The following is a 21,794-nucleotide window of genomic DNA, read 5'->3' on the forward strand; positions in this document are numbered from 1 at the left end:
CCCATTAGGAAAACGACAAAATTAACCTCAACAAAAAACATACATCATAAAAAAAATACCACTTAATTACTGATATATTAAAAAAATGCCTGATTTAACTATAAATTACAAATGTTAATTTCCTTAACAAAAACACTCAAAAAGCACAACAAAACGTTAATGTTGAGGTAATGTATAGTTTATTTAGGGTGTTTTTTGACTTCCTATACAGCAAGAATATATTCAACCAACCCAATTTCGTGCTGTAAATCCATTTTTTTACGCAAACGATATCTTTTTATTTCAACACTTCGAACAGAAATATTAAATAAAGGTGCTATCTCTTTAGAAGAAAGATTCAGTCGCAAATAAGCGCAAAGCCTAAGATCGTTTGGAGTCAATAAAGGGTGAACTTGTTTGATTCTTTTTAAGAAATCTTTATCGGCATTATCAAAAGCTTCCTTAAAAACATTCCAGGAATCGTCCTCTGTAATATTTTTATTGATGGTACTTATTACAGATTTAATATTTTTATTATCATCCTGAGTTGTTTTCTTTAAATCTTCTTTGATGAATGCCAACAATTCGTTTTTACTATTTAAACTCATTGTCGAAACAGCCAATTCCCGATTTTTACTATCAACATCCTGAGAAAGCTGCTCATTTCTTACCTTCATTAATTGTCGTTCATTTTCTAACTCTTTAATCTCAAGCAAAAGATTATTCTCTTCAATTAATTTCTCTTTTTGTTTATGATAATAATTTCTATACGCTTTATTAATAAAATAAGCCATTATCACTAACAACAGAAAATAAATAAAACAGGCCAAATTAGTCAAATACCAAGGTTTTAAAACGACAAATGTATAAGTGGCTGTATTTTGCAAAATCGTGTTAGCATAACGCGCCCGTACTTTAAAAGTATATTTTCCGGGAGATAAATTCTTGAAATTTACTGTAGATTTTGTGCTCCACTCGCTCCAGTCATTCTGAAATCCTTCTAATAAATATTGATATTCTGAATTAATGTATTTATTATACTCCGGAACAGTGTAATTTAAAGTGATATTGTTTTCGTTAGAATGAAAACTTCCTTCATTTTGAATTGCTACGTTTGTAAGTGTTTCATTTTGCTTGTTTATGGTAATATCAGTTATAAAAACGATATAATTTTTAAAACTTAGATCATCTATATTTAATGTATAATAACCATCTGTAGTACCAATTAAGTATGTTGATTTAGAAATTTGTGTAATATTCTCAAACCCCAACATTGAATTGGTCAAAGAAGCTGGTATCGGAATAACGTTTTGTTTTAATTGATTACTCAGTTTACTGGCAGAAAAATAGTGAATGTAATTTTTAGAAAACAACCATATTTTATTCGAATTATCAACAATTAGCTTCCCTGAAGTATATTCGTCTTTTTCAAAAATAGAACTTAGCAAATTATCTTTTTCAAATAATTTAGTGTTCGGGTTTAAATTAAAAATGCCACCTTTGTAAGCATAATAAATTTGATTATTGAATTTAGTTAAACTTGCATTTTTTCCTTTTTGAGGAGATTTATAAGTATAAAAACCTCGTGTTTTTGATACTGATTTATCTAATTTCAATCTAAAGATTCCTTTGTATTCGTGACTTACATAAACATCAAAATTATTTGTAATTTCGAAGTATCGTGATGAATAATCAAAACCTTTAATTTTATTTTTGAAAACCCATTGATTCCCAACTTTTTCAAGAACTGAAATTCCGTAGTAATTTCCCTGAAGCAATTGATTTTTAGCACTCGGAACTGGTTCAAATTTCCAGGTTCCAGAAGCAGAAAATATATTTCTTGCCGAATCATTAGTGATGATGAAAGTACCGGAATCATGCCCACAGAAAAGCGTATTATCATAAACATAAAGCGACCAAACCTGTCCTTTTGTTCCATTTATAAATTTAAACTCAGCATGACTTTGATTTGGTTTACAAAACAGTCCCTGATTTGTTCCAACATACAGTATTCCATTAAAAGTTGCCGATGCATAAACGGTTCCCAATACGCCAGAATCATCTGTAAAACTGTGTACTGGCGAATTAATATTAATACAATTGATTCCGTTATCTAATCCAGCCCATAAATTCTGATCCTTATCTTCAAAAAGTGAAAGCGCCGTATTATTGCTCAACCCTTTTCGCTGTGAAATATGATATTTTAATTTTCCGCTACCTGATAAAACAAAAATTCCGTTAGAAACCGTTCCTAAAGCAAAACTTCCATCCTGAAGAAATTGACTGCTGTAGACAAAACTTGACTTTAATTCGGCATCGACATCTGTAACAAAACGGGTTAAACTATTCCCAACTAATTTATAAATACCATCCAATTGTGTCTGAATCAGCAAACCATCGTCTGTTGTAAAAATATTTACGATTGTAAATTTCTTAAGGATTGGGTGGTCTGAAACTAACTTTGCTTTTCCGCTTTCAATTTCAAAAAGCCCTTCTTTTATGGTCTGAAAATAAATTGCATTTTTAGGAGAAAACGATTTTATAACACCATTTTTAGGCGCAATAATTTTAAATTTTCCCGTTTTCGTGTCGTAAATATAAATTCGGTTTAAGGATTGAAACAAAATCCACTGATCGTATTTCAGGATATTCCAAAACTGTTCGTCGTCTAATATTTTATCTTTAATGGTATCACTTAGTGAAGTATATTTTAATTTCCCGTTTGTCTGTCTGGTCCAATAACCAAAATTCATATAACAGCCCGTATAGATTTTTGTTCCAATGACTTTAACAGATCGAATAATCGTTTCGTTTGGAGCCGGGTACAATTGCCAGGTTGTGCCATTAAACTCTAAAAGTCCATCATTGTTGGCAAAATATAAATAGTTCTGATCATCTTGCGAAATCATCCAACTTTGATTTCCTGCGCCATAAACAGAAGAAGAATATTTTACTATTGGCGGAAACTCCTGCGAAAACAGGAAAAAGCTCATCAAAAATAATAGTGTAGATAGTTTTGTTTTCAAAATTTGGTCAGAATTTAAAATAGTTTTAAAGCAGTTCTAAAATAGGATATTTTGCATTAAAACAATTCATTGCATAAAAATAAATTAAACATACAGAATTGTGCAAAGCTTTTCACGCAGCTTTAAAAAGATATTAGCAGATCAGCGCAGCTTATTTATTCAAATTAAATCTGCTCAAATCTGCGTGAAACAAAAAATGAATGATTAATTGGGATTTAATGAACAAGACTCTATTGAAATCTGTTAAGATTTGGAACAATGGCATTAACAAAACTCAATTCAAAATTGATTACTTTTGTAAAAATTGACTTTTTTTATGCAAATTGATCTTTCAAAACTCGACCCAAAACATAATATTATCATTAAAGGAGCGCAGGTACACAATCTAAAAAATGTAGATGTCGCTATTCCCCGAAATAAACTTGTCGTTATCACAGGTCTTTCAGGATCAGGGAAATCAAGTCTGGCATTTGATACTTTGTATGCCGAAGGACAACGTCGCTATGTTGAAAGTTTATCCTCATATGCACGTCAATTCCTTGGCCGTTTAGACAAGCCAAAAGTAGAGTACATAAAAGGTATTGCACCCGCGATTGCTATTGAACAAAAAGTAAATACCACCAATGCCCGTTCTACAGTTGGAACTTCAACAGAAATATACGATTATGTAAAGCTTTTATTCGCCAGAATCGGACGTACTTATTCGCCAATTTCCGGATTAGAAGTCAAGAAAAACACCGTTACTGATGTTGTTTCTGATGTAAAAAAATTTGAATTAGACAGTAAATGGTTATTGCTTTCTCCTATTCATCTGGAAGAAGGAAGACAACTTGAAGACAAGCTCAAAGTCCTTTTACAGCAAGGTTTTGCCCGTATTCTGGTTGACAACGAAATGGTTCGTTTAGATGAATTTACACCAACAGAAGTTCATAAATTAGACAATAAAGACATTCTGCTTATTATTGACAGAATTGTTGTTAAAGAGGAAGAAGAATTCTACAACCGTTTGGCTGATGCAGTACAAACTGCTTTTTTTGAAGGAAAAGGAATTTGTTATTTGCAGGAATTAAACTCAGATAAAAGATTTAGCTATTCGAATAATTTTGAATTGGACGGAATCACTTTCTTAGAACCCAATGTTCACCTATTTAGTTTTAATAATCCATATGGCGCCTGCCCGGTTTGTGAAGGTTATGGAAATATCATTGGAATCGATGCAGATTTAGTAGTCCCTAATACTTCATTATCTGTATTTGAAAGCGCTATTTATCCCTGGAGAGGTGATAGTATGAGTTGGTACAAAGACGAATTGGTGAAACATGCTTACAAATTCGACTTTCCAATCCATAAACCTTATTTCCAATTAACGGAAGATCAAAAAGATCTAATCTGGAAAGGGAATCAATATTTTCAAGGGTTAAATGATTTCTTTAGAGAGTTAGAAGAAAAAAATTATAAAATTCAGAACCGTGTAATGTTATCACGTTATCGCGGAAAAACGAAATGTCACGCCTGTCGCGGAAAACGCTTACGTGAAGAAGCTTCGTATGTGAAAATTGGTGGAAAAACAGTTTCAGATTTAGTTGATCTTCCCATTAAACATTTGGTTACCTTTTTCAAAAATCTTGAATTAGACAAATACGAACAGCAAATTGCCAAACGTTTGATGCTTGAAATCAATAATCGCTTATCCTTTTTGACAGAAGTTGGTTTGGATTATCTTACGCTAAACAGAAATTCCTCAACACTTTCCGGAGGTGAATCTCAGCGTATTAATTTAGCAACTTCATTAGGAAGTAGTTTGGTTGGTTCTATGTATATTTTAGATGAACCAAGTATTGGTTTACATCCGAAAGATTCTGAGCGATTGATTAAAGTTTTGCTTTCCCTTCGTGACTTAGGAAATACTGTTATTGTAGTAGAACATGATGAAGATATCATGAAAGCTGCCGACATGATTATTGATATTGGTCCTGAAGCCGGAACTTTTGGAGGAAATTTAGTTGCGCAGGGCACTTATGATGAAATCCTGAAATCAGAATCGCTTACTGCTAAATATTTAAATGGAGATTTAGAAATTGCTGTTCCGAAGAAAAGACGAAAATTCAAAAATCATATTGATATAGTTGGAGCACGCGAAAACAATTTAAAAAATATTAATGTAACATTTCCCTTAGATGTTTTAACTGTAATTACAGGAGTTTCAGGTAGTGGAAAAAGTACTTTGATTAAAAAGATTCTTTTTCCTGCGATGCAGAAAAAACTGGAAAATGCTGCTGAAAAAGCGGGTCAGTTTACCGAAATAAAAGGTTCTTTCTCACAGATTAAACATATTGAATATGTAGATCAGAATCCTATTGGAAGAAGTTCAAGATCGAATCCTGTCACTTACATCAAAGCTTACGACGATATTCGTGATTTGTATGCCAAAGAAAAATTATCCAAAATAAGAGGTTATCAGGCAAAACATTTTTCTTTTAATGTTGATGGAGGCCGATGCGAAACATGCAAAGGAGAAGGCTCTATAAATGTTGAAATGGTATTTATGGCCGATGTTTCTTTACCATGCGAAACTTGTGGTGGAAAACGTTTCAAAAAAGAGATTTTAGAGATCCATTTTGATGAGAAAAACATCAACGATATTCTAACAATGACTATTGATGATGCAATTGCCTTTTTCGAAAAAAACAAGCAAACCAAAATCACTCAAAAACTGCAACCTTTACAAGATGTTGGTTTAGGATATGTACAATTAGGACAATCTTCTTCTACACTTTCTGGTGGCGAAGCACAACGTATTAAACTGGCTTCTTTTCTAGTAAAAGGAGCAACTAAAGACAAAGCTTTATTTGTTTTTGACGAACCAACAACCGGATTGCATTTTCATGACATTAAAAAGCTATTAAAGTCATTTGATGCCTTGATTGAAAAGGGGCATTCAATAATTGTAATTGAACACAATCTCGATTTAATAAAATGTGCAGACTGGATTATTGATCTTGGTCCGGAGGGAGGAGAAAATGGCGGACATTTATTGGCAGTTGGAACACCAGAAGATATTGTAAAAGTAAAAGAATCTGTTACGGGTATTTATTTAAAAGACAAAATTTAAATTATAAAAAATTCCAAATTCCAATAACGATTATCGTATTGGAATTTGGAATTTAAAATTTTTGGAATTTAATGTGTTAAGCCACCAAACATCTTTCTTCAAATGGAAAACCATCCTCATCGATAGCAACTAAAATCTTTTTCTCTTTAGAAGCCTGTAAAGTAAGGTACAACCATGCAAATGACCATAATCCTAAGGTTAGACAAAAAATGGTAAAATTCAAACCATGATTAACAACCTTCCCTCCTTTAGAAAGAACTGCAAAAAGCATTTTGTCATTTCTTTCTTCAAGTTTAAATCCTTTATGAACCTTATTTGAGATCATATTCGAAAATACTTGTAAACTTTGTTCCTGACTCAGTTGATTTTTTTTCATAATCACAAACCATTTAAATTAAGCCTAATTTCTACTTTCTTAAATTTTAACAATTTTTGCTAACTAATTAGTACTTTAAAAACACTAAAACACAAATTTTATTGCATTTAACACAACATTATGCAGGTTATAGCGCAAAGTGCTGCTGAAAATTCAAGATAAAGTTAATTTTTATAAATTAAATGACAAAAGAATCAAGTGTTAAAATTTAAATATTAACATCACTTAATCAATAAGTTGTCTTTTTCTTAATCTTTATTTTTAACGTTAAATGAAGGTGCCTGATAATCGGGATTTAAATAATTTTCGGGAATAGTTGTAGTATTTCCGTCACGTAACGCATTATAATGTGGTGACATAATTTCAATTCCGGCAGCATTAAAAGAGTCCTGAATATTCTGATGTAAGGACGAATAGATCCTTGGCTGTTTCGTAGGTTCTTTCGTATAAACATTAATTTGATAGGATACATAAAAGTCATCCAGGCTCGTTTGCAAAACAAAAGGCTCCGGAGTTTTCTCTGTCATATCCGTTTTTAAAGCAGCATCAATTAATGCTTTATGGATGGCTGCCCAAGGTACATCATAACCAATTGTTACCGTTGTATGTATTAATAATCCGTTAGTAGCATGCTTTGTGTTCGCCGAAAAATTCGTAGAAGTACTAGATAAAACAGTGGCATTCGGAATCGTAATATCCTCAAATTTAGGTGTTCTGATACGCGTAACCAATGCCGTTTTCTCAATTACTTCTCCACTGACATCACCAATTTTTATAAAATCACCAATTTTAAATGGTCGCATATACGTTATTACCAACCCTGCCACCATATTGGCAATAGCATTTGAAGAACCTAATGAAAACAAAACACCAACAAATACAGAAACCCCTTTGAAAATAGGAGAATCAGAACCTGGCAGATACGGAAAAATAATAACCAGCATAAAAGCATACATTAATAATCTGATGATATTAAAAGTTGGCATTGCCCAATCATTATAAAAACCGTCAATTTTTATGTTTTCTTTTTTTATCTCATCGAAGAAGAATTTTATAATTTTTATACTATATCTAAAAATGATAATAATGACAATAATAGTTATCAGGCTTGGTAAAAAGTCGACAAAGCCCATGATAGCCAATTTTGCGGGAGTTAATATCCAACGTAATAAAGTCGTTGTATAGGCTTCTGTGGCTGGAAATATGCTAAATAAAACGGGTAATGAGAGATAAACAATAAAAATAAGCGTGATCATTTTAATAACACCAAACAATCGCATTAATACAAACTGTTGTTTGTGTGGTGACAAAATACTGATATTATTATAAGTGAAACCTTTAAAGTATTTGTCGCTCTTTTTTAAGATTCTAAATTTTATCCAATTAAAAATTTTACCCACAAAGTATAAAACCAAACCGATTATTAAAATTAATAAAGCAGTATAGCCCAGACGCTTTGGAAGCTGCGAATAGTTTGCATTTTGATAAACAACAGCATTTTTTATTAAAGTTAGATTCCGTTTTGCAATAAACGCCGGGGTTTCATTTTCGATTTTTGCATCAATATCTAAAACAGACATAATAATAAAATCTCCTTTGTATGTGATATCCTGAGAGATATCAGAAGGAACCACAACAATCGAATCGCTTTCAAAAAAAGAATCATGATAGAGTTTTCTGATTTTTTCAGTAATAGCGTTTGCTCTGTTTTCTGCAGAAAAAGACCCTACCTTATTATAGACGTAAAATAGAGTGTCTTTAAAAGGAACTATCGGATAACCTTTTAATTTGGCCTGAGGAATGGTTGTTTGTACCGTTTTTAAGGTATCTTTTTGAGCAGATACTACCGACGAAAATAAAACAACAAACAATAATAAAAAACAAAGTAATTTCTTTTTCATATAACGCTAAAAATAAATTGATTATCCTTTCTAACAAATATAAAAACAAAATAGATTCGAAATTAAATTACTTTATAATTTCTCAATAAAATCGTACTAAATTTTGATTCCTAATTTTCTAAAAATAGTATCGATCACTTTATTAATATCCGGAGAAATATTAAATTTATAATTTAGATACACATATAAAATGGTAACTAAAATAGATTTTAGTGCTATACTAATTAATTGAAAAAATGGAAATTCCCAGAAATAAAACATCAAGAACAAAGCAAATGTCAGTAACGCTGAATAAATGGTTTCTTTAGTAAAAGGGTATAAATGAAGCTTTTTAACAACAAAAAGTAATTTTGCCAGGCTATATAAGGTTATAGACAACAAAGTCGCAAATGCAGACCCAAAAATTCCGAAAATTGGAATAAAAATCATATTTAAAACAATCGTCAGAACTACCAGCATTAATCCGAGATACAATACCATTCTGTAATATTTTGTATTAAAAATGATCGCATTATTGTTTCCTAATATCAAATCGAAGTATTTCGATAATCCAATCATAAACACAACTGCAATTCCCCCACTATATTCTTTTGGAACCAATTCATACAATTGGCTGATGTTTACAAAAATGCATAACATCACAAATCCGCCAACCATCTGCAAATTAATAGAGGTTTTTTTATACAATAAATTCAATTCATCATGTTTGTTTTCATGCATTAATTTTGCTGTAATCGGGTATACAATCTGATGCATGGCCCGGCTCGGAACAGAAATGACCAAAGCGATATAAGTTGCGACCGAATAGTAAGCAATGTTCTCAATCTTCATATATTGATTCAGCATCAATTTATCTCCATCTAAAAGTAAATTAGCAACACTTCCGGAAAGAATAATAAAGAAAGTATATTCCATTACACTTTTTACGTTCTCCGGAATTGTAATCTGAAATTTAGGTTTCTTGATGTAAAAAGCATAAAACATAGTCACTATAAATGCGATAAAATAAATTGCCGCAGTTACGTAAACAAATTCGACTAACGAAATCCATTTAAAATAAAGTCCGATTAAAGCAAAGGTCGAAAGCAACCTTAACCCTACTTCTTTAATGAAATTCCCAAAAACGGAATGCATATGAACTCTTGCCCATGCATAAAATATTTCAAAATAAGCCATACAGATTCCTATAAATGGAATTAATAGCATAAATTCTTTTACTACAGGATTTTCTTTAGAAACAAAATCAGTAATGTCATCAAAGAAAAAAATACCAATTATTCCCAGAGGAATGCACATTAAGACCGGAAATAACGCAGTAAAAGACAAGAACTGTTCTCTTTCTTCCTCTGTTTTATATTGCGAATAAAATTTGACCAGGGTATTTTGCATACCAATTGCAAACAAAGGCATAATAACGTTTGCAGCCGATGTCACATAATTAGTTAGTGCATAATAAGTTGCACCAAGAAAAACAGGATATAGGTAAAGTGTATTAATGGCTCCAATAGCGAAACCTATGTAAGTAATAATTGTATTTTTGAAAGACTGATTTAAAACAATACCCATATTTGAGTTTAGATTGTAGATTTTAGATTTTTTGCACTTATCTGTTAATCAGCTGTGCTAATTGTTTGGTTAGATTTTTTCTTGAATATTGTTGTAAACCAACGCCATTAGCCTGAAGCTTTCCTTCCAAATACTGATTATAAAAGTCCAAAATTACACTTTTTAACTTCGCTTTTTCAGAATAATCAAAAAATACTCCTGTATTAGTTTCTTTTATAATGTCTGCGAAATCAGAACCTTGCGGACCGATAGCAACAATTGGGCGATTTGACACCATATATTCAAACAATTTCCCCGGAATAATACTTTTAGTATCTTCCGAATTAATCTCTATAAGAAGTAAAACCTGAGATTTTTTTTGATGCGCAATTGCTTCGTGATGTGAAACATAACCCAGAAGATTTAAATAGGAATTCAGATTAAACTCCTGAATAGAATCGAGTACTTCCTGACTTACTGCCCCAATTAATTTGATTTCCAAATGCAATTTAAAATCTGGCACTTCCTGAAGTAATTCTACCAGACATTCCCAAAGAAATTTAGGGTTTCTATCAGATAAAAATGATCCGATATGTGCTAAAGTGAATTTAGAATCTAAAGTTTGCTTTTCGACATTTTCAATATCGTAACCGTTTGTAATTACCGAAATTGGCTTATTGGTAATAGCCTGAAATTCGGTTTTAGTAGTTTTGCTTGTTACAATGATAGTATCAGCGTTATTTAGAACTTTATACTCTAATTTTTTATGCTTTTTAGCAGCATAATTAGACAAACGCAATGCTTTATGATATCCAATTGTAGTCCAGGGATCACGGAAATCAGCAAACCATCTTATGTTTAATTTTTCTTTTAATTCTAATCCGATTAAATGCAAACTATGCGGGGGACCAGAAGTTACGATTGTGTCAATATTATTTTCTTTAATATATTTTTCAAGGTAAGAAACGGAAGGTTTCACCCAAAATACACGAGCATCCGGAATAAAAAGATTACCACGAACCCAAAGAAAAGTTTTATCTAAAAAGGTTTGTTTTTTCTTTTGAGGAAAAATCCCCGAACTAATTTTCTTTGTTTTCTTTTTTGAAAAAACAGAAGCCAGTTGATACGGCTCCCAGATTTTATTTTTAAGAACAATTACTTTATCTGATATTTCACTTACCAAACCTTCATCAATAATGGGATAAGTTGGATTTTCAGGAACATAAACAATTGGCTGAATATCAAATTCGGGCAAATACTTTACAAATTTCAACCAACGCTGTACGCCAGGGCCTCCAGCTGGTGGAAAATAATAAGTAATAATTAAAAGTTTTTTTGGTTCCAATTTATTTAATTTCTGAAAATATTATTTATTTTCTTTTGTATCATTATTGATTTTATCAAGCTCTTCAATATCTAAAATATCTTTAGGCCTGTTTGCTGCTTTTTTAGCAATGATTAAATTATCATAATCAATAAAATAAACAGGAGTCTCATCTATCATAACAATTGTAGCATCATCTAGCAATGACGAAAAAGTTTTATCTTCTAAACCTTTAACAGTAGTCATAATATCTAACCTCAAACCATAATTTAAGCTAAAATCGGTCCAACCAGGAATAAATTGCATTGTTTCGATGGTTTCAAAATCACCTAGATTGATCGATTTTAAAGCCTTTCTTAAATTGATTCTGTTTTTTCTATAGTATCTTCCAGATAAATATCAATATCACCAGTATTTCTATTGTACCCATATATATTAACTGCAAATCCTCCAATAGTTATATACCTAATCTTATTCTCAAAAAAACTAGTCCAAATAGAAATTATTTGCTCATTCATCGTTTTTTGGATTGAATTATTCTAGCTGTTTTGAGCATATTAGAAACTTCAATGATTGCCATTAACCGCTCTAATCTTTCCAAATAACACAGTGATTTTATTTCAGCAATTCTTTTAGCTTCTAACTCTTTTGGAGTACCAAAACTTAAAACATCTTTTTCCATCGGTCAGTCTTTAAATACTTTGCAAAGATACTAAATGATCAAAGCAATAAAATAGCACCAAATACAAAATTAACTTTGGTTATTTTTTGCTTTTTTGTGTTTATTTTCAAAATAAATTCCACCAATCAAAAGCAATAACATTCCAATTGAGCTAGCCAAAGTAATGGTTCCTCCGGTTTTTACAACCTGTGGTTCAAATTTAAATTCAATAGTATGTTTTCCTCCTGGAACTTCCATTGCTCGTAAAACATAATCTACAGGGAAATGATCTGTAAATTGACCATCAACGTAAGCATTCCATCCATTTTTATAATACATTTCAGAGAAAACAGCTAAACCGTCTTTTCTGTTATCTGATTGATATTTAATGTAGTTTGGTTTATATGTGACTACTTTTATTGTTCCGGTTGTATCCCATTGTTTTTTCAATCGGGCGCTTTTAAATTTACCCTCGTAATCATGAACGTTAAAAACGGCAACCTTTTTAGTATCAAGGTTATTTAAAGCTTTCATCACGTCGTCTGGTTTATTCACCAATCTTACTGAATTAACAAACCAGGCATTTCCATTTGCTTCCGGATTTGCTACTGGCACTTCATTCCCTTCTTTATCAGTTTGAATTACATACTTAACATTTAACATATTAAGTACTTCAATATTACCTTTTTGAATTTGATAATCCATTAATTGCTGCATTCTTCTCGGGCGTACGGCACTGTATCCGCCAATGGTTTTATGAAAATAAGAAGATCTTCCCTGTAACTGCCCTTGTACATCAAAAACACGATATATTGATTTATCTTCTAAAATTTTAGAGTCAATTGGAGTTTCCTGAAAAGGAGCCGCAATCTGTACAGGACTAACAAAATCTTTAGCTGAAACGTATCTTTTATCAACAAAAAACAAATCGAAAATCATTAAGATACCAACTATAATTAAGGTTGTATTTTGCGAAAATTTATTTTTAATAAATAGCCATAAAATTCCAAATGTAATGACAATAAAGAATCCTGAACGCAATAAATCTGCAGAATACAAACTCATTCTGTCTTCTTTTAATGCATCAACAAAAGCAGGTCCATAACTTTGCAAGTAAGCATTATCACTCATTCCTGTAAAGTGAAACATTCCTTTAGCAATAACTAAAATCAATAAAACTCCAAGTCCAAAAACTCCTGTCTGAATTAAAGCTTTCTGCTGTAATTTTGGTTCATCTTTAGCTTTAAAAAACGATTGTAGTCCCATCACTGCAAGTACAGGAATACATAATTCTAATATAACCTGAATCGAAGATACTGCTCTAAACTTATCGTACATCGGAACGTATTCGATAAAAAAGTTAGTCAGTACAGCGAAATTTTTTCCCCAGGAAAGCATCAACGTAAATAAAGCTCCACTAAGAAATACATATTTTATTTTTCTTTCATCAATAAACAGAGCCAGAACCGCCAAAAAGAAAACTACTACACCTATATATGCTGGAGCAGATACAATAGGCTGATCTCCCCAATAAGTTGGCATTCCGGAAACAAAATCCTGTGCCTGATCTGAAGGAACTCCCTGCTCGATCATAAACGAGTACATTCGGCTGTCTGTCCCCACATTTTCATGGCTTGAACCACCGAAAATTCTTGGTGCAATTAAATTCAAACTTTCAGCAATACCGTAACTATATTCTGTAATATAGTCTGTTGTCATTGAAGCCGTTGTTTCATTTTTAGATCCGTCAGGATTAAACGTTAATTCGCTTTTATCACGAATACTGTACTTAGCATATTCACTCGTTGCCATTAAATTTCCGGCATTAGCGCCTATAGCAAAAATTCCGGCCACTGCCAAAACTCCAACCGCTTTTAAAAGCTCTTTATATTCTTTAGCTTTAATAAATTGAAACGCAAAATATCCTGAAAGGATCAGAAGGAAAATCAAAAGATAATACGTCATTTGAAAGTGGTTCGCATTCACTTCCAACGCGACCGCAAACATGGTGAGCAAACCTCCCCAAATATATTTTTTCTGAAAAACCAGTATAAAACCTGCTATCACAAGCGGCATATAAGCAATCGCATGCGCTTTTGCATTATGACCAACTCCCAGAATAATAATTAAATAAGTAGAAAAACCGAACGCAATTGCGCCAATAAATGCTTTAAGAGGATCTGTTTTTAAAACTAACAACAATCCGTAAAAGCCTAAGAAGTATAAAAACAGGTAATCAGCAGGACGAGGTAAAAAACGCAAAACATCATCTAATTTACCTACAAAGTCATTAGGGTAATTCGCTCCTAATTGATACGTTGGCATTCCGCCAAAAGCAGAGTTTGTCCAATAAGGTTCTGTATGTTCAGCGGCTCTAAAGTCATTTTGCTCTTTTGCCATTCCGGTATATTGTGCAATATCCGATTGGAAAATTTGTTTTCCTTGTAAGACTGGATAAAAATAAATTAACGAAACGAGAATAAAGCCCAATATAACAAGGGCGTGCGGATAGAACTTATTTACTATTTTCAATTTAGGCTGGTTTGGGTTAAATGATGAATCCTATTAATTAGGACACAAACTTAATCTATTTCTTCGTAATCAACATAATCGCCAACCTTTTTGGTTTCGCGAGGATTTTTTGCATTAGCCGTGTTGATGATTATCTCATCAGTATTAGTACGTGTTTTTTGCCATGAGCTATCCTGGCTATATTGTTGCTGTCTCTGAAAATTTTCACCTGCTTTTTCAACCGCTTTTTTTACCAATACTGGCAAAAAGATTCTGGCTAAAAATTTGAAAATATAATAAAACGCAATGATCCACATTATCGTTTTAAACAAATTTGTAAAAGATGCTTCTTGCATAATCGTATAATTTTTGCCAAAATTAATAAATCCGTTGTTTAAAATTAAAATATCAATCTTAAATAAATAATAAAATATAGTACATTTGAAATGCGTTATAGTTTTTTAATCAAAAAATACATTTATGTTAAAAATTAAAAACTTATTTATTACAATTCTTTTTTTAGCACCACAACTTTTCTTTGCACAATACACAGATGTAATTAATTCAAATCGCCCCGGCGAAACAATGTCTGCTTACGCAGTTGGGAAATCCGTTATTCAGGGAGAAATTGGTGTTTACGGAATTAAAGAAAAACACGATTTACTAGATTATGACGCAAGCGGTTTTGGAACTGATTTAACAGTTCGTTATGGCGCATTTACGGAGAAACTTGAGTTTATTCTTGATCTCCAGTATCAAATGGAAAACTTTGATACTCCATATACCAGTTACAAAAAAAACAATTTCAGACAGACCGTTTTAGGAGCAAAATATTTAATCTATGATCCTTTTAAAAGTGACAAAAAAACAGCCAATATTTACAGTTACAAAGCAAATCATTCCTTTGATTGGCAACAACTAATACCAGCCGTTTCGCTGTTTGCAGGTGCTAATTTTGTTGGAGCAGATAATCCATATTCTTTTTCACCAGAATCCAGTATTTCTCCTAAAGTTGTATTAATCACTCAAAATCTTTTTGGAGGCGGTAAATGGGTATTTGTCACTAACTTTATTGCAGATTATATCACAACAGATTACCCAAGTTACGGATATGTATTAACTTTGACGCACGGATTTAATGACAAATGGTCTGGTTTCATTGAAAACCAAGGTTATAAAAGTGATTTTTACAGCGATGCAATCGTTCGTGGCGGCGCTGCCTATTTACTTAATTCAAACATGCAGATTGATGCTTCTATAAGTACTAATTTTAAAAATACACCTTCTGTATTATATGGCGGAGTTGGTTTTTCATGGCGTTATGACGGTTGGTATAAAGAAAAACAAGAACTGATAATCAAGAAAGAGAAAAAGGATAAAAATAAAAATGCAGAAGAAAATATAGACTATCAGGAAAAGGAAAGAAAGCGTAAAGCTAAATATGAATAATTTAATAACTGAACTTCTCTAAACCGGAGAAAAACAATTAAGACTTTTAATGATTACAATTAAAGAAGCCAAAACTAAAAAGGAATTAACAGAATATATAAAATTTCCGTTTTCACTGTATAAAGACAATCCATATTGGGTTCCGCCAATTATTGCTGATGAGTTAGAGTCTTTTGATAAAACAAAAAACCCTGCTTTTGATCATGCGGAAGCTTACTTTTATATGGCATACAGAAACAATGAAGTTGTTGGCCGTATTACAGCAATCATAAATTGGTCTGAAGTTAATAATCAACATAAAAGAAAAGTCCGTTTTGGATGGTTTGATGTTATTGATGATGTTGAAGTTACAAAAGCTTTATTAGAAAAAGTATATGAACTTGGCAGAAAACATAATCTGGAACACGCAGAAGGTCCAATGGGTTTTTCAAACTTAGATAAAGTTGGAGTACTTACAGAAGGATATGATCAAATGGGAACCATGATTACCTGGTACAACAACCCTTATTATGTAACACATTTTGAACAATTAGGTTTTCAGGTAGAAAAAGAATACATCGAGAGTATTTTTCCTTTCTCAAATGTTCATCCTGAATTTTTCCTGAAAGCCCAGGAATTAATCAAAAAAAGGTATGGTTTAAGATCTTTGACTTTTACCAAAACAAAAGACATTATGCCACATGTGGATAAAATGTTTGATTTGTTTAATACTTCTTATGCTAATTTAGCATCGTTTGTAGCTATTTCTGACGTTCAGAAAGAATATTTCAAGAAAAAATACATCAGTTTTATCAATCCGGAGTACATCAAGTTTGTAGTTGATAAAGAAGATAATTTAATAGCTTTCAGTATTGTAATGCCCAGTTTTTCTGAAGCATTACAAAAAGCAAAAGGCAAATTGTTTCCGTTTGGTTTTTGGCATTTATTACAAGCCAGAAAAAAGAGCAAAGATGTTGTGTTTTATTTAATTGGAGTTCATCCTGATTATCAAAACAAAGGCGTTACCGCTATTATTTTTGATGAGTATTTTAAGACTTTTTCAGAAAAAGGAATTGTAAATTGTATTAGAACTCCGGAATTAGCTGAAAATACAGCTATTCATTTACTTTGGAAAAACTTTGACCCGACAATTCACTGTCAGAGAAAAACATATAGAAAAGATCTTTAAGGAGTATTCAGTCTCAGTAACAGTTTTCAGTTTTGAATTAAAATGCAGCAAGATATAAAAATTGTGACCCTAAATTTAAAAATAGACGCTTTGTAATATGCTATTGGAATGGAAATTCTATTGACTATCTAAATAAAATAAAGGACCTTAAATAAGCCCTTATTTGTAACAAATAAAAAAATCCATTCCAACATATATTGGAATGGATTTTTTTTACATTTTTTTTATTTTTTACTGTGGGCAATCTGATTTTGTCAACGTATTTTTTGCATCAAATTTTAATTTCTTTTTATCTTTAAAAGTAACTTTATTATTAGCATCAACTACATCTCCGTATCCTTCTATAAGAGTTCCTTCTTTTTGTAAAAAAACAACTTCCCTTACCGAAGACACTCCTTCAGACATAAAAGTATAATCGGCAATAAGCGTATCACCCTTCATATTTCCAATTATAGTACCCTCATTTTTATCTTTTCCAGTTATATTATAACTTAATTTTCCGTTTACTTCCTGATGTGAGTTAACGTTAAAACTTAGTGCTACAATATTACCGTTAAGTCTTGATGTATAACATTGATCTCCGGCAGGTTCTACAATTTCTGCTTCTTTTGGAGGATTTGGTTCTATTTGGGGAGGCGGAAGTGTTGTTTCTTTTTTACAAGAAATAAAAACTCCCAAAATAATGATCGTTGCTGCTAGTAATTTTTTCATAATTCTTATTTTTTACTGATTTTGAATTATAAAGTTACCGCAAATAAAAAAAATCCATTCGTATAACGAATGGATTTTTTTACATAATTTCCACTTAAGAAAATCTATTTTTTTTTTTACTTCTAATTAAGCGTCTAAATCAACTGTAGTTCTACTAGCAATTTCTTTATAAGTTCCGTTTACTAATTTCTCACGAATGGCTTCAAAAGCAACCAAAGTTTCATCAATATCAGCTATCGTATGAGAAGTTGTTGGTATCATTCTCAATAAAATAATTCCTTTTGGAATTACCGGATAAATTACGATAGACAAGAATATCCCGTAGTTTTCTCTTAAATCATTTACCATTACCATTGCTTCAGGAACGCTTCCTTCTAAATAAACAGGCGTTACGCAAGTATTAGTATCTCCAATATTGAAGTTTCTTTCACGTAAACCATTTTGTAAAGCATTTACATTTTCCCAAAGTTTGTCTTTCAATGCAGGATTATTACGCAATAATTCTAAACGTTTCAATGAACCAATAGTCTGGATCATTGGCAATGCTTTTGCAAACATTTGAGAACGCAAATTATATTTTAAATAATCAATAATATCTTGATCTGCAGCTACAAAAGCTCCAATATTTGCCATAGATTTTGCAAAAGTCGAGAAGTAAACATCAATACCATCCTGAACTCCCTGCTCCTCACCTGCTCCTGCTCCTGTTTTACCAAGAGTACCAAAACCGTGTGCATCGTCTACTAATAATCTAAAATTATATTTTTCTTTTAAAGCAACAATTTCTCTTAATTTCCCTTGTTGTCCTCTCATACCAAAAACACCTTCAGTAATAAAAAGAATCCCTCCACCTGTTTCAGTAGCCATTTTAGTAGCACGCTGCAGGTTTTTCTCCATACTTTCTAAATCATTGTGTTTGTAAGTAAAACGTTTACCCATGTGCAAACGAACACCATCAATGATACAAGCATGAGAATCTACATCATATACAATAATATCATTTTTAGTAACTAATGCATCAATTATCGATACCATACCCTGGTAACCAAAGTTCAATAAATAAGCTGCCGGTTTCATTACAAACTCCGCTAATTCATTTTCTAGTTGCTCGTGGTATTTAGTATGTCCTGACATCATACGCGCACCCATTGGGTAAGCAGCTCCAAATTGTGTTGCAGCATCAATATCAGCCTGACGAACTTCCGGGTGATTAGCAAGTCCTAAATAGTCATTTATACTCCAGTTTAAAATTTCTTTTCCACCAAATTGCATTCTTGGACCTAATTCTCCTTCTAATTTAGGAAATACAAAATAACCTTCTGCTTGTGATGCCCATTTTCCTAAAGGGCCTTTATTGTTCTGGATTCTTTCGAATAAATCTTTTACCATAATATATTTGAAGTAATAATTTTAATTTATCAGCGAGCAAAAATAAATATTTATTCTATGGTATCATAATAATTTAAAAATGATTCGAAATGAAAATTGATGTTTTCTAAAGATTTACGAATAAAATAAAAAATTTTATGACATTAATTCTTAATAAATAAACATAAGTCTATCGAAATTTCACAATTTATACCTGTTATAAATTCTTTCAAAAGGACTGCCATTGTTTTATTTTTTAGTAATTTTAAAAGCATTTTAAAAAAAATGAAACACAAATTCTAAATAATTCAATAATGCCCTTAAGCAACTCCAAAGATTTAAAGTTAGCAGTCTTAATAGATGCTGATAATGTACCTTACAGCAATGTAAAAGGTATGATGGAAGAAATAGCAAAATTTGGAACACCAACCACCAAGCGTATTTATGCCGACTGGACCAAGCCTAACTCAAATGGCTGGAAAGGTGTTTTGCTAGAGCATGCCATTACTCCTATTCAACAATATAGTTACACTGTTGGAAAAAACTCTTCTGATTCTGCCTTAATTATCGATGCAATGGATTTGCTTTATTCCGGAAAATTAGACGGATTTTGTATCGTATCGAGCGATAGTGATTTTACCCGTTTAGCCATTCGATTACGTGAATCTGGCATGAAAGTGATTGGAATTGGAGAAAAGAAAACTCCTAACTCCTTTATTGTCGCCTGCGATAGATTTATTTATATCGAAGTTTTAGATGGTGCCATTCAAAAGAAAAAACCAAAAACTGCTGTCGCCGCAGATGCCAAAAAACCTGTTGAAAAACCTGCTGAAAAAGCATTGCATAAAATTGATAAACAAACCATCGACCTTATTGAAGCCACAATTGAAGATATTGAGGATGACGATGGCTGGGCATTTTTAGGTGATGTTGGAAATTTGATCGTAAAGAAAAAACCTGAATTTGATCCTAGAAATTATGGATTTTCTAAGCTTACACCTATGCTGAAATCACTAACAGATATTCTTGAAATTGACGAAAGAGAATCAGATAAAAAAGGAATCAAACACGTTTATGTTCGTTTAAGATTCAATTAGTTATCAATTTATTACATTTTAAAGTTTTAAAAACATGAGAAAAAAATTCTTTATTTACGGATTCTTATTGTTAATAATTGTTGTTACCATTTACTTTTATACAAAACGTGGTTTTTTACTGGTCATTATTATTCCAATCTTATTGGTAGTTGGCATTTATAATATTATTCAAAAAAAGCACGCTATTTTAAGAAACTTCCCGGTTCTGGGCTATTTCAGATATCTATTTGAAATGATTGCGCCTGAAATTCAACAGTATTTCATTGAAAGATCTACTGACGGAAAACCTTTCTCCAGAAATCAACGTTCTCTGGTTTATCAAAGAGCAAAAAATATCGATTCAAATTCTCCTTTTGGTACACAACTAAATTTAAATCATGACAGTTATGAAGGAATAAAACATTCTATTTTTCCCGCAAAAGTTAATGAGGAACTACCTCGTGTTTTGGTTGGTGGAAAAGATTGTAAGCAACCTTATCTGGCTTCTTTATTTAATGTTTCTGCCATGAGTTTTGGTTCACTAAGCGAAAATGCGGTTCGTGCGATAAATATTGGTGCTAAAAAAGGAAATTTTTATCAAAACACAGGAGAAGGTGGTTTAACCGAATATCATTTGGCGGGCGGTGGTGATATTACCTGGCAAATTGGTACAGGTTATTTTGGCTGTCGCGCTGCTGATGGAAATTTCAGTCCGGAAAAATTCTCTGAGAAAGCCAATCTTCCGAATGTAAAAATGATCGAAATTAAACTTTCGCAAGGTGCTAAACCTGGTCACGGAGGTGTACTTCCGGCAGCTAAGAACACCGAACAAATTGCTAAAATAAGAGGTGTTGAACCTCACACAACCATTCTTTCTCCTCCAGGTCATCATGCTTTTTCAGACAGTAAAGGCCTTATTCATTTTATAGCGCAGTTACGTGCATTATCAAACGGAAAGCCTATTGGATTTAAATTATGTATTGGAAACACCGCTGAATTTGAAGCCATTTGCCACGAAATGATTGCTGAAGATATTTATCCAGATTTTATAACCGTTGATGGTGCCGAAGGAGGAACTGGTGCCGCACCGCTCGAATTTGCAGATGGAGTTGGAATGCCATTTGAACCTGCCCTGATATTTGTAAACAAAACATTAATAGGTTTAAATATCCGTGACAAAATACGTATTATTGGAAGCGGAAAAATCATTTCAGGCTATTCTATTCTGCATGCGATTGCCTTAGGTGCAGATATGTGCAACAGTGCCCGCGGATTTATGTTTTCATTAGGCTGCATTCAGGCCTTACGTTGTCATAATAATGAATGCCCAACCGGAGTAGCAACTCAAAATAAAATGCTAATGAAAGGTTTGGTTGTCACCGATAAATCAGAGCGTGTTTATCATTTTCATAAAAACACGCTGCATGCGGCTAATGAACTTTTAGCAGCAGCTGGAAAGAAAAGTTTTGCTGACGTCGATATTAATATCTTCATGCGTGGTGATGAATTTGCTAATTTATCAGACTCTTATTTTCCTGATAACTTAACAAACGTTACCAAACACTAGAAATAAAAAAGCCTCTTTGA

The 21,794-nt window shown here is 32.1% G+C and carries 16 protein-coding genes; 5 read left to right on the forward strand and 11 right to left on the reverse strand.

Annotation, left to right across the window (positions count from 1 at the left end):
• Positions 1-203: 203 nt before the first annotated feature.
• Positions 204-3,005 carry a helix-turn-helix and ligand-binding sensor domain-containing protein gene (locus B0A65_RS20160; protein WP_317044627.1) on the reverse strand — a complete coding sequence of 934 codons (2,802 nt, stop codon included), beginning with the start codon at positions 3,003-3,005 and terminating at the stop codon, positions 204-206.
• A 316-nt stretch (positions 3,006-3,321) separates the two neighbouring features.
• Between B0A65_RS20160 and uvrA the strand changes: the two genes are divergently transcribed.
• Complete coding sequence (uvrA, locus tag B0A65_RS20165) at positions 3,322-6,117, forward strand: excinuclease ABC subunit UvrA (RefSeq protein ID WP_074656917.1); 2,796 nt, start codon at positions 3,322-3,324, stop codon at positions 6,115-6,117.
• Between the two features lie 76 nt (positions 6,118-6,193).
• On the opposite strand, the gene B0A65_RS20170 is transcribed toward uvrA, so the two are convergent.
• From B0A65_RS20170 to B0A65_RS20200, 8 genes are all read right to left on the reverse strand, one after another.
• On the reverse strand, positions 6,194-6,493 hold the full coding sequence (locus tag B0A65_RS20170; RefSeq protein WP_074656915.1) for a hypothetical protein: 300 nt from the start codon (positions 6,491-6,493) through the stop codon (positions 6,194-6,196).
• Between the two features lie 248 nt (positions 6,494-6,741).
• Positions 6,742-8,394, reverse strand: a complete 1,653-nt coding sequence (locus B0A65_RS20175) for a mechanosensitive ion channel family protein (protein ID WP_074656913.1) — start codon at positions 8,392-8,394, stop codon at positions 6,742-6,744.
• 96 nt (positions 8,395-8,490) lie between these two features.
• Positions 8,491-9,960 (reverse strand): lipopolysaccharide biosynthesis protein, encoded by a 1,470-nt coding sequence (locus B0A65_RS20180; RefSeq protein WP_074656912.1) that lies wholly within the window; start codon positions 9,958-9,960, stop codon positions 8,491-8,493.
• 37 nt (positions 9,961-9,997) lie between these two features.
• Positions 9,998-11,284 carry a glycosyltransferase family 4 protein gene (locus B0A65_RS20185; protein ID WP_074656911.1) on the reverse strand — a complete coding sequence of 429 codons (1,287 nt, stop codon included), beginning with the start codon at positions 11,282-11,284 and terminating at the stop codon, positions 9,998-10,000.
• 21 nt (positions 11,285-11,305) lie between these two features.
• Positions 11,306-11,569: a hypothetical protein gene (locus B0A65_RS23585; RefSeq protein WP_242670323.1), complete on the reverse strand. Its 264-nt coding sequence runs from the start codon at positions 11,567-11,569 to the stop codon at positions 11,306-11,308.
• A 208-nt stretch (positions 11,570-11,777) separates the two neighbouring features.
• Positions 11,778-11,945 carry a hypothetical protein gene (locus B0A65_RS23355; protein ID WP_207556468.1) on the reverse strand — a complete coding sequence of 56 codons (168 nt, stop codon included), beginning with the start codon at positions 11,943-11,945 and terminating at the stop codon, positions 11,778-11,780.
• Between the two features lie 69 nt (positions 11,946-12,014).
• Positions 12,015-14,456 carry a YfhO family protein gene (locus B0A65_RS20195; protein WP_074656910.1) on the reverse strand — a complete coding sequence of 814 codons (2,442 nt, stop codon included), beginning with the start codon at positions 14,454-14,456 and terminating at the stop codon, positions 12,015-12,017.
• Between the two features lie 50 nt (positions 14,457-14,506).
• Complete coding sequence (locus tag B0A65_RS20200; protein ID WP_074656909.1) at positions 14,507-14,791, reverse strand: DUF4834 family protein; 285 nt, start codon at positions 14,789-14,791, stop codon at positions 14,507-14,509.
• Between the two features lie 124 nt (positions 14,792-14,915).
• Here B0A65_RS20200 and B0A65_RS20205 point away from each other — a divergent pair, with 124 nt between their 5' ends.
• Positions 14,916-15,884 carry a transporter gene (locus tag B0A65_RS20205; RefSeq protein ID WP_074656908.1) on the forward strand — a complete coding sequence of 323 codons (969 nt, stop codon included), beginning with the start codon at positions 14,916-14,918 and terminating at the stop codon, positions 15,882-15,884.
• Positions 15,885-15,933: 49 nt separating this feature from the next.
• On the forward strand, positions 15,934-17,052 hold the full coding sequence (locus B0A65_RS20210; protein ID WP_074656907.1) for a GTP cyclohydrolase: 1,119 nt from the start codon (positions 15,934-15,936) through the stop codon (positions 17,050-17,052).
• Positions 17,053-17,283: 231 nt separating this feature from the next.
• Here B0A65_RS20210 and B0A65_RS20215 read toward each other — a convergent pair whose 3' ends face one another.
• The gene (locus tag B0A65_RS20215; protein ID WP_074656906.1) at positions 17,284-17,763 is read right to left on the reverse strand and encodes a hypothetical protein; all 480 of its coding nucleotides are present in this window, start codon (positions 17,761-17,763) and stop codon (positions 17,284-17,286) included.
• 126 nt (positions 17,764-17,889) lie between these two features.
• Positions 17,890-19,152, reverse strand: a complete 1,263-nt coding sequence (locus tag B0A65_RS20220) for an aminotransferase class I/II-fold pyridoxal phosphate-dependent enzyme (protein WP_074656905.1) — start codon at positions 19,150-19,152, stop codon at positions 17,890-17,892.
• Positions 19,153-19,445: 293 nt separating this feature from the next.
• On the opposite strand from B0A65_RS20220, the gene B0A65_RS20225 reads away from it, so the two are divergent.
• The gene (locus tag B0A65_RS20225; protein ID WP_026982034.1) at positions 19,446-20,228 is read left to right on the forward strand and encodes an NYN domain-containing protein; all 783 of its coding nucleotides are present in this window, start codon (positions 19,446-19,448) and stop codon (positions 20,226-20,228) included.
• A gap of 34 nt (positions 20,229-20,262) precedes the next feature.
• Positions 20,263-21,774, forward strand: a complete 1,512-nt coding sequence (locus B0A65_RS20230; RefSeq protein WP_074656902.1) for an FMN-binding glutamate synthase family protein — start codon at positions 20,263-20,265, stop codon at positions 21,772-21,774.
• Positions 21,775-21,794: the final 20 nt, after the last annotated feature.

Origin of the sequence: Flavobacterium frigidimaris (genome assembly GCF_002217275.1) — a bacterium.
GTDB classification, from domain to species: domain Bacteria; phylum Bacteroidota; class Bacteroidia; order Flavobacteriales; family Flavobacteriaceae; genus Flavobacterium; species Flavobacterium aquidurense.

Excerpts from the sequence above, each read along its gene's own strand:
- B0A65_RS20225 (WP_026982034.1), top strand. The coding sequence starts at position 19,446 with ATGCCCTTAAGCAACTCCAAAGATTTAAAGTTAGCAGTCTTAATAGAT.
- B0A65_RS20215 (WP_074656906.1), bottom strand. The coding sequence starts at position 17,763 with ATGAAAAAATTACTAGCAGCAACGATCATTATTTTGGGAGTTTTTATT.
- B0A65_RS23355 (WP_207556468.1), bottom strand. The coding sequence starts at position 11,945 with ATGGAAAAAGATGTTTTAAGTTTTGGTACTCCAAAAGAGTTAGAAGCT.
- B0A65_RS23585 (WP_242670323.1), bottom strand. The coding sequence starts at position 11,569 with ATGCAATTTATTCCTGGTTGGACCGATTTTAGCTTAAATTATGGTTTG.
- B0A65_RS20220 (WP_074656905.1), bottom strand. The coding sequence starts at position 19,152 with ATGGTAAAAGATTTATTCGAAAGAATCCAGAACAATAAAGGCCCTTTA.
- B0A65_RS20210 (WP_074656907.1), top strand. The coding sequence starts at position 15,934 with ATGATTACAATTAAAGAAGCCAAAACTAAAAAGGAATTAACAGAATAT.
- B0A65_RS20205 (WP_074656908.1), top strand. The coding sequence starts at position 14,916 with ATGTTAAAAATTAAAAACTTATTTATTACAATTCTTTTTTTAGCACCA.
- B0A65_RS20230 (WP_074656902.1), top strand. The coding sequence starts at position 20,263 with ATGAGAAAAAAATTCTTTATTTACGGATTCTTATTGTTAATAATTGTT.
- B0A65_RS20180 (WP_074656912.1), bottom strand. The coding sequence starts at position 9,960 with ATGGGTATTGTTTTAAATCAGTCTTTCAAAAATACAATTATTACTTAC.
- B0A65_RS20200 (WP_074656909.1), bottom strand. The coding sequence starts at position 14,791 with ATGCAAGAAGCATCTTTTACAAATTTGTTTAAAACGATAATGTGGATC.
- uvrA (WP_074656917.1), top strand. The coding sequence starts at position 3,322 with ATGCAAATTGATCTTTCAAAACTCGACCCAAAACATAATATTATCATT.
- B0A65_RS20175 (WP_074656913.1), bottom strand. The coding sequence starts at position 8,394 with ATGAAAAAGAAATTACTTTGTTTTTTATTATTGTTTGTTGTTTTATTT.
- B0A65_RS20170 (WP_074656915.1), bottom strand. The coding sequence starts at position 6,493 with ATGAAAAAAAATCAACTGAGTCAGGAACAAAGTTTACAAGTATTTTCG.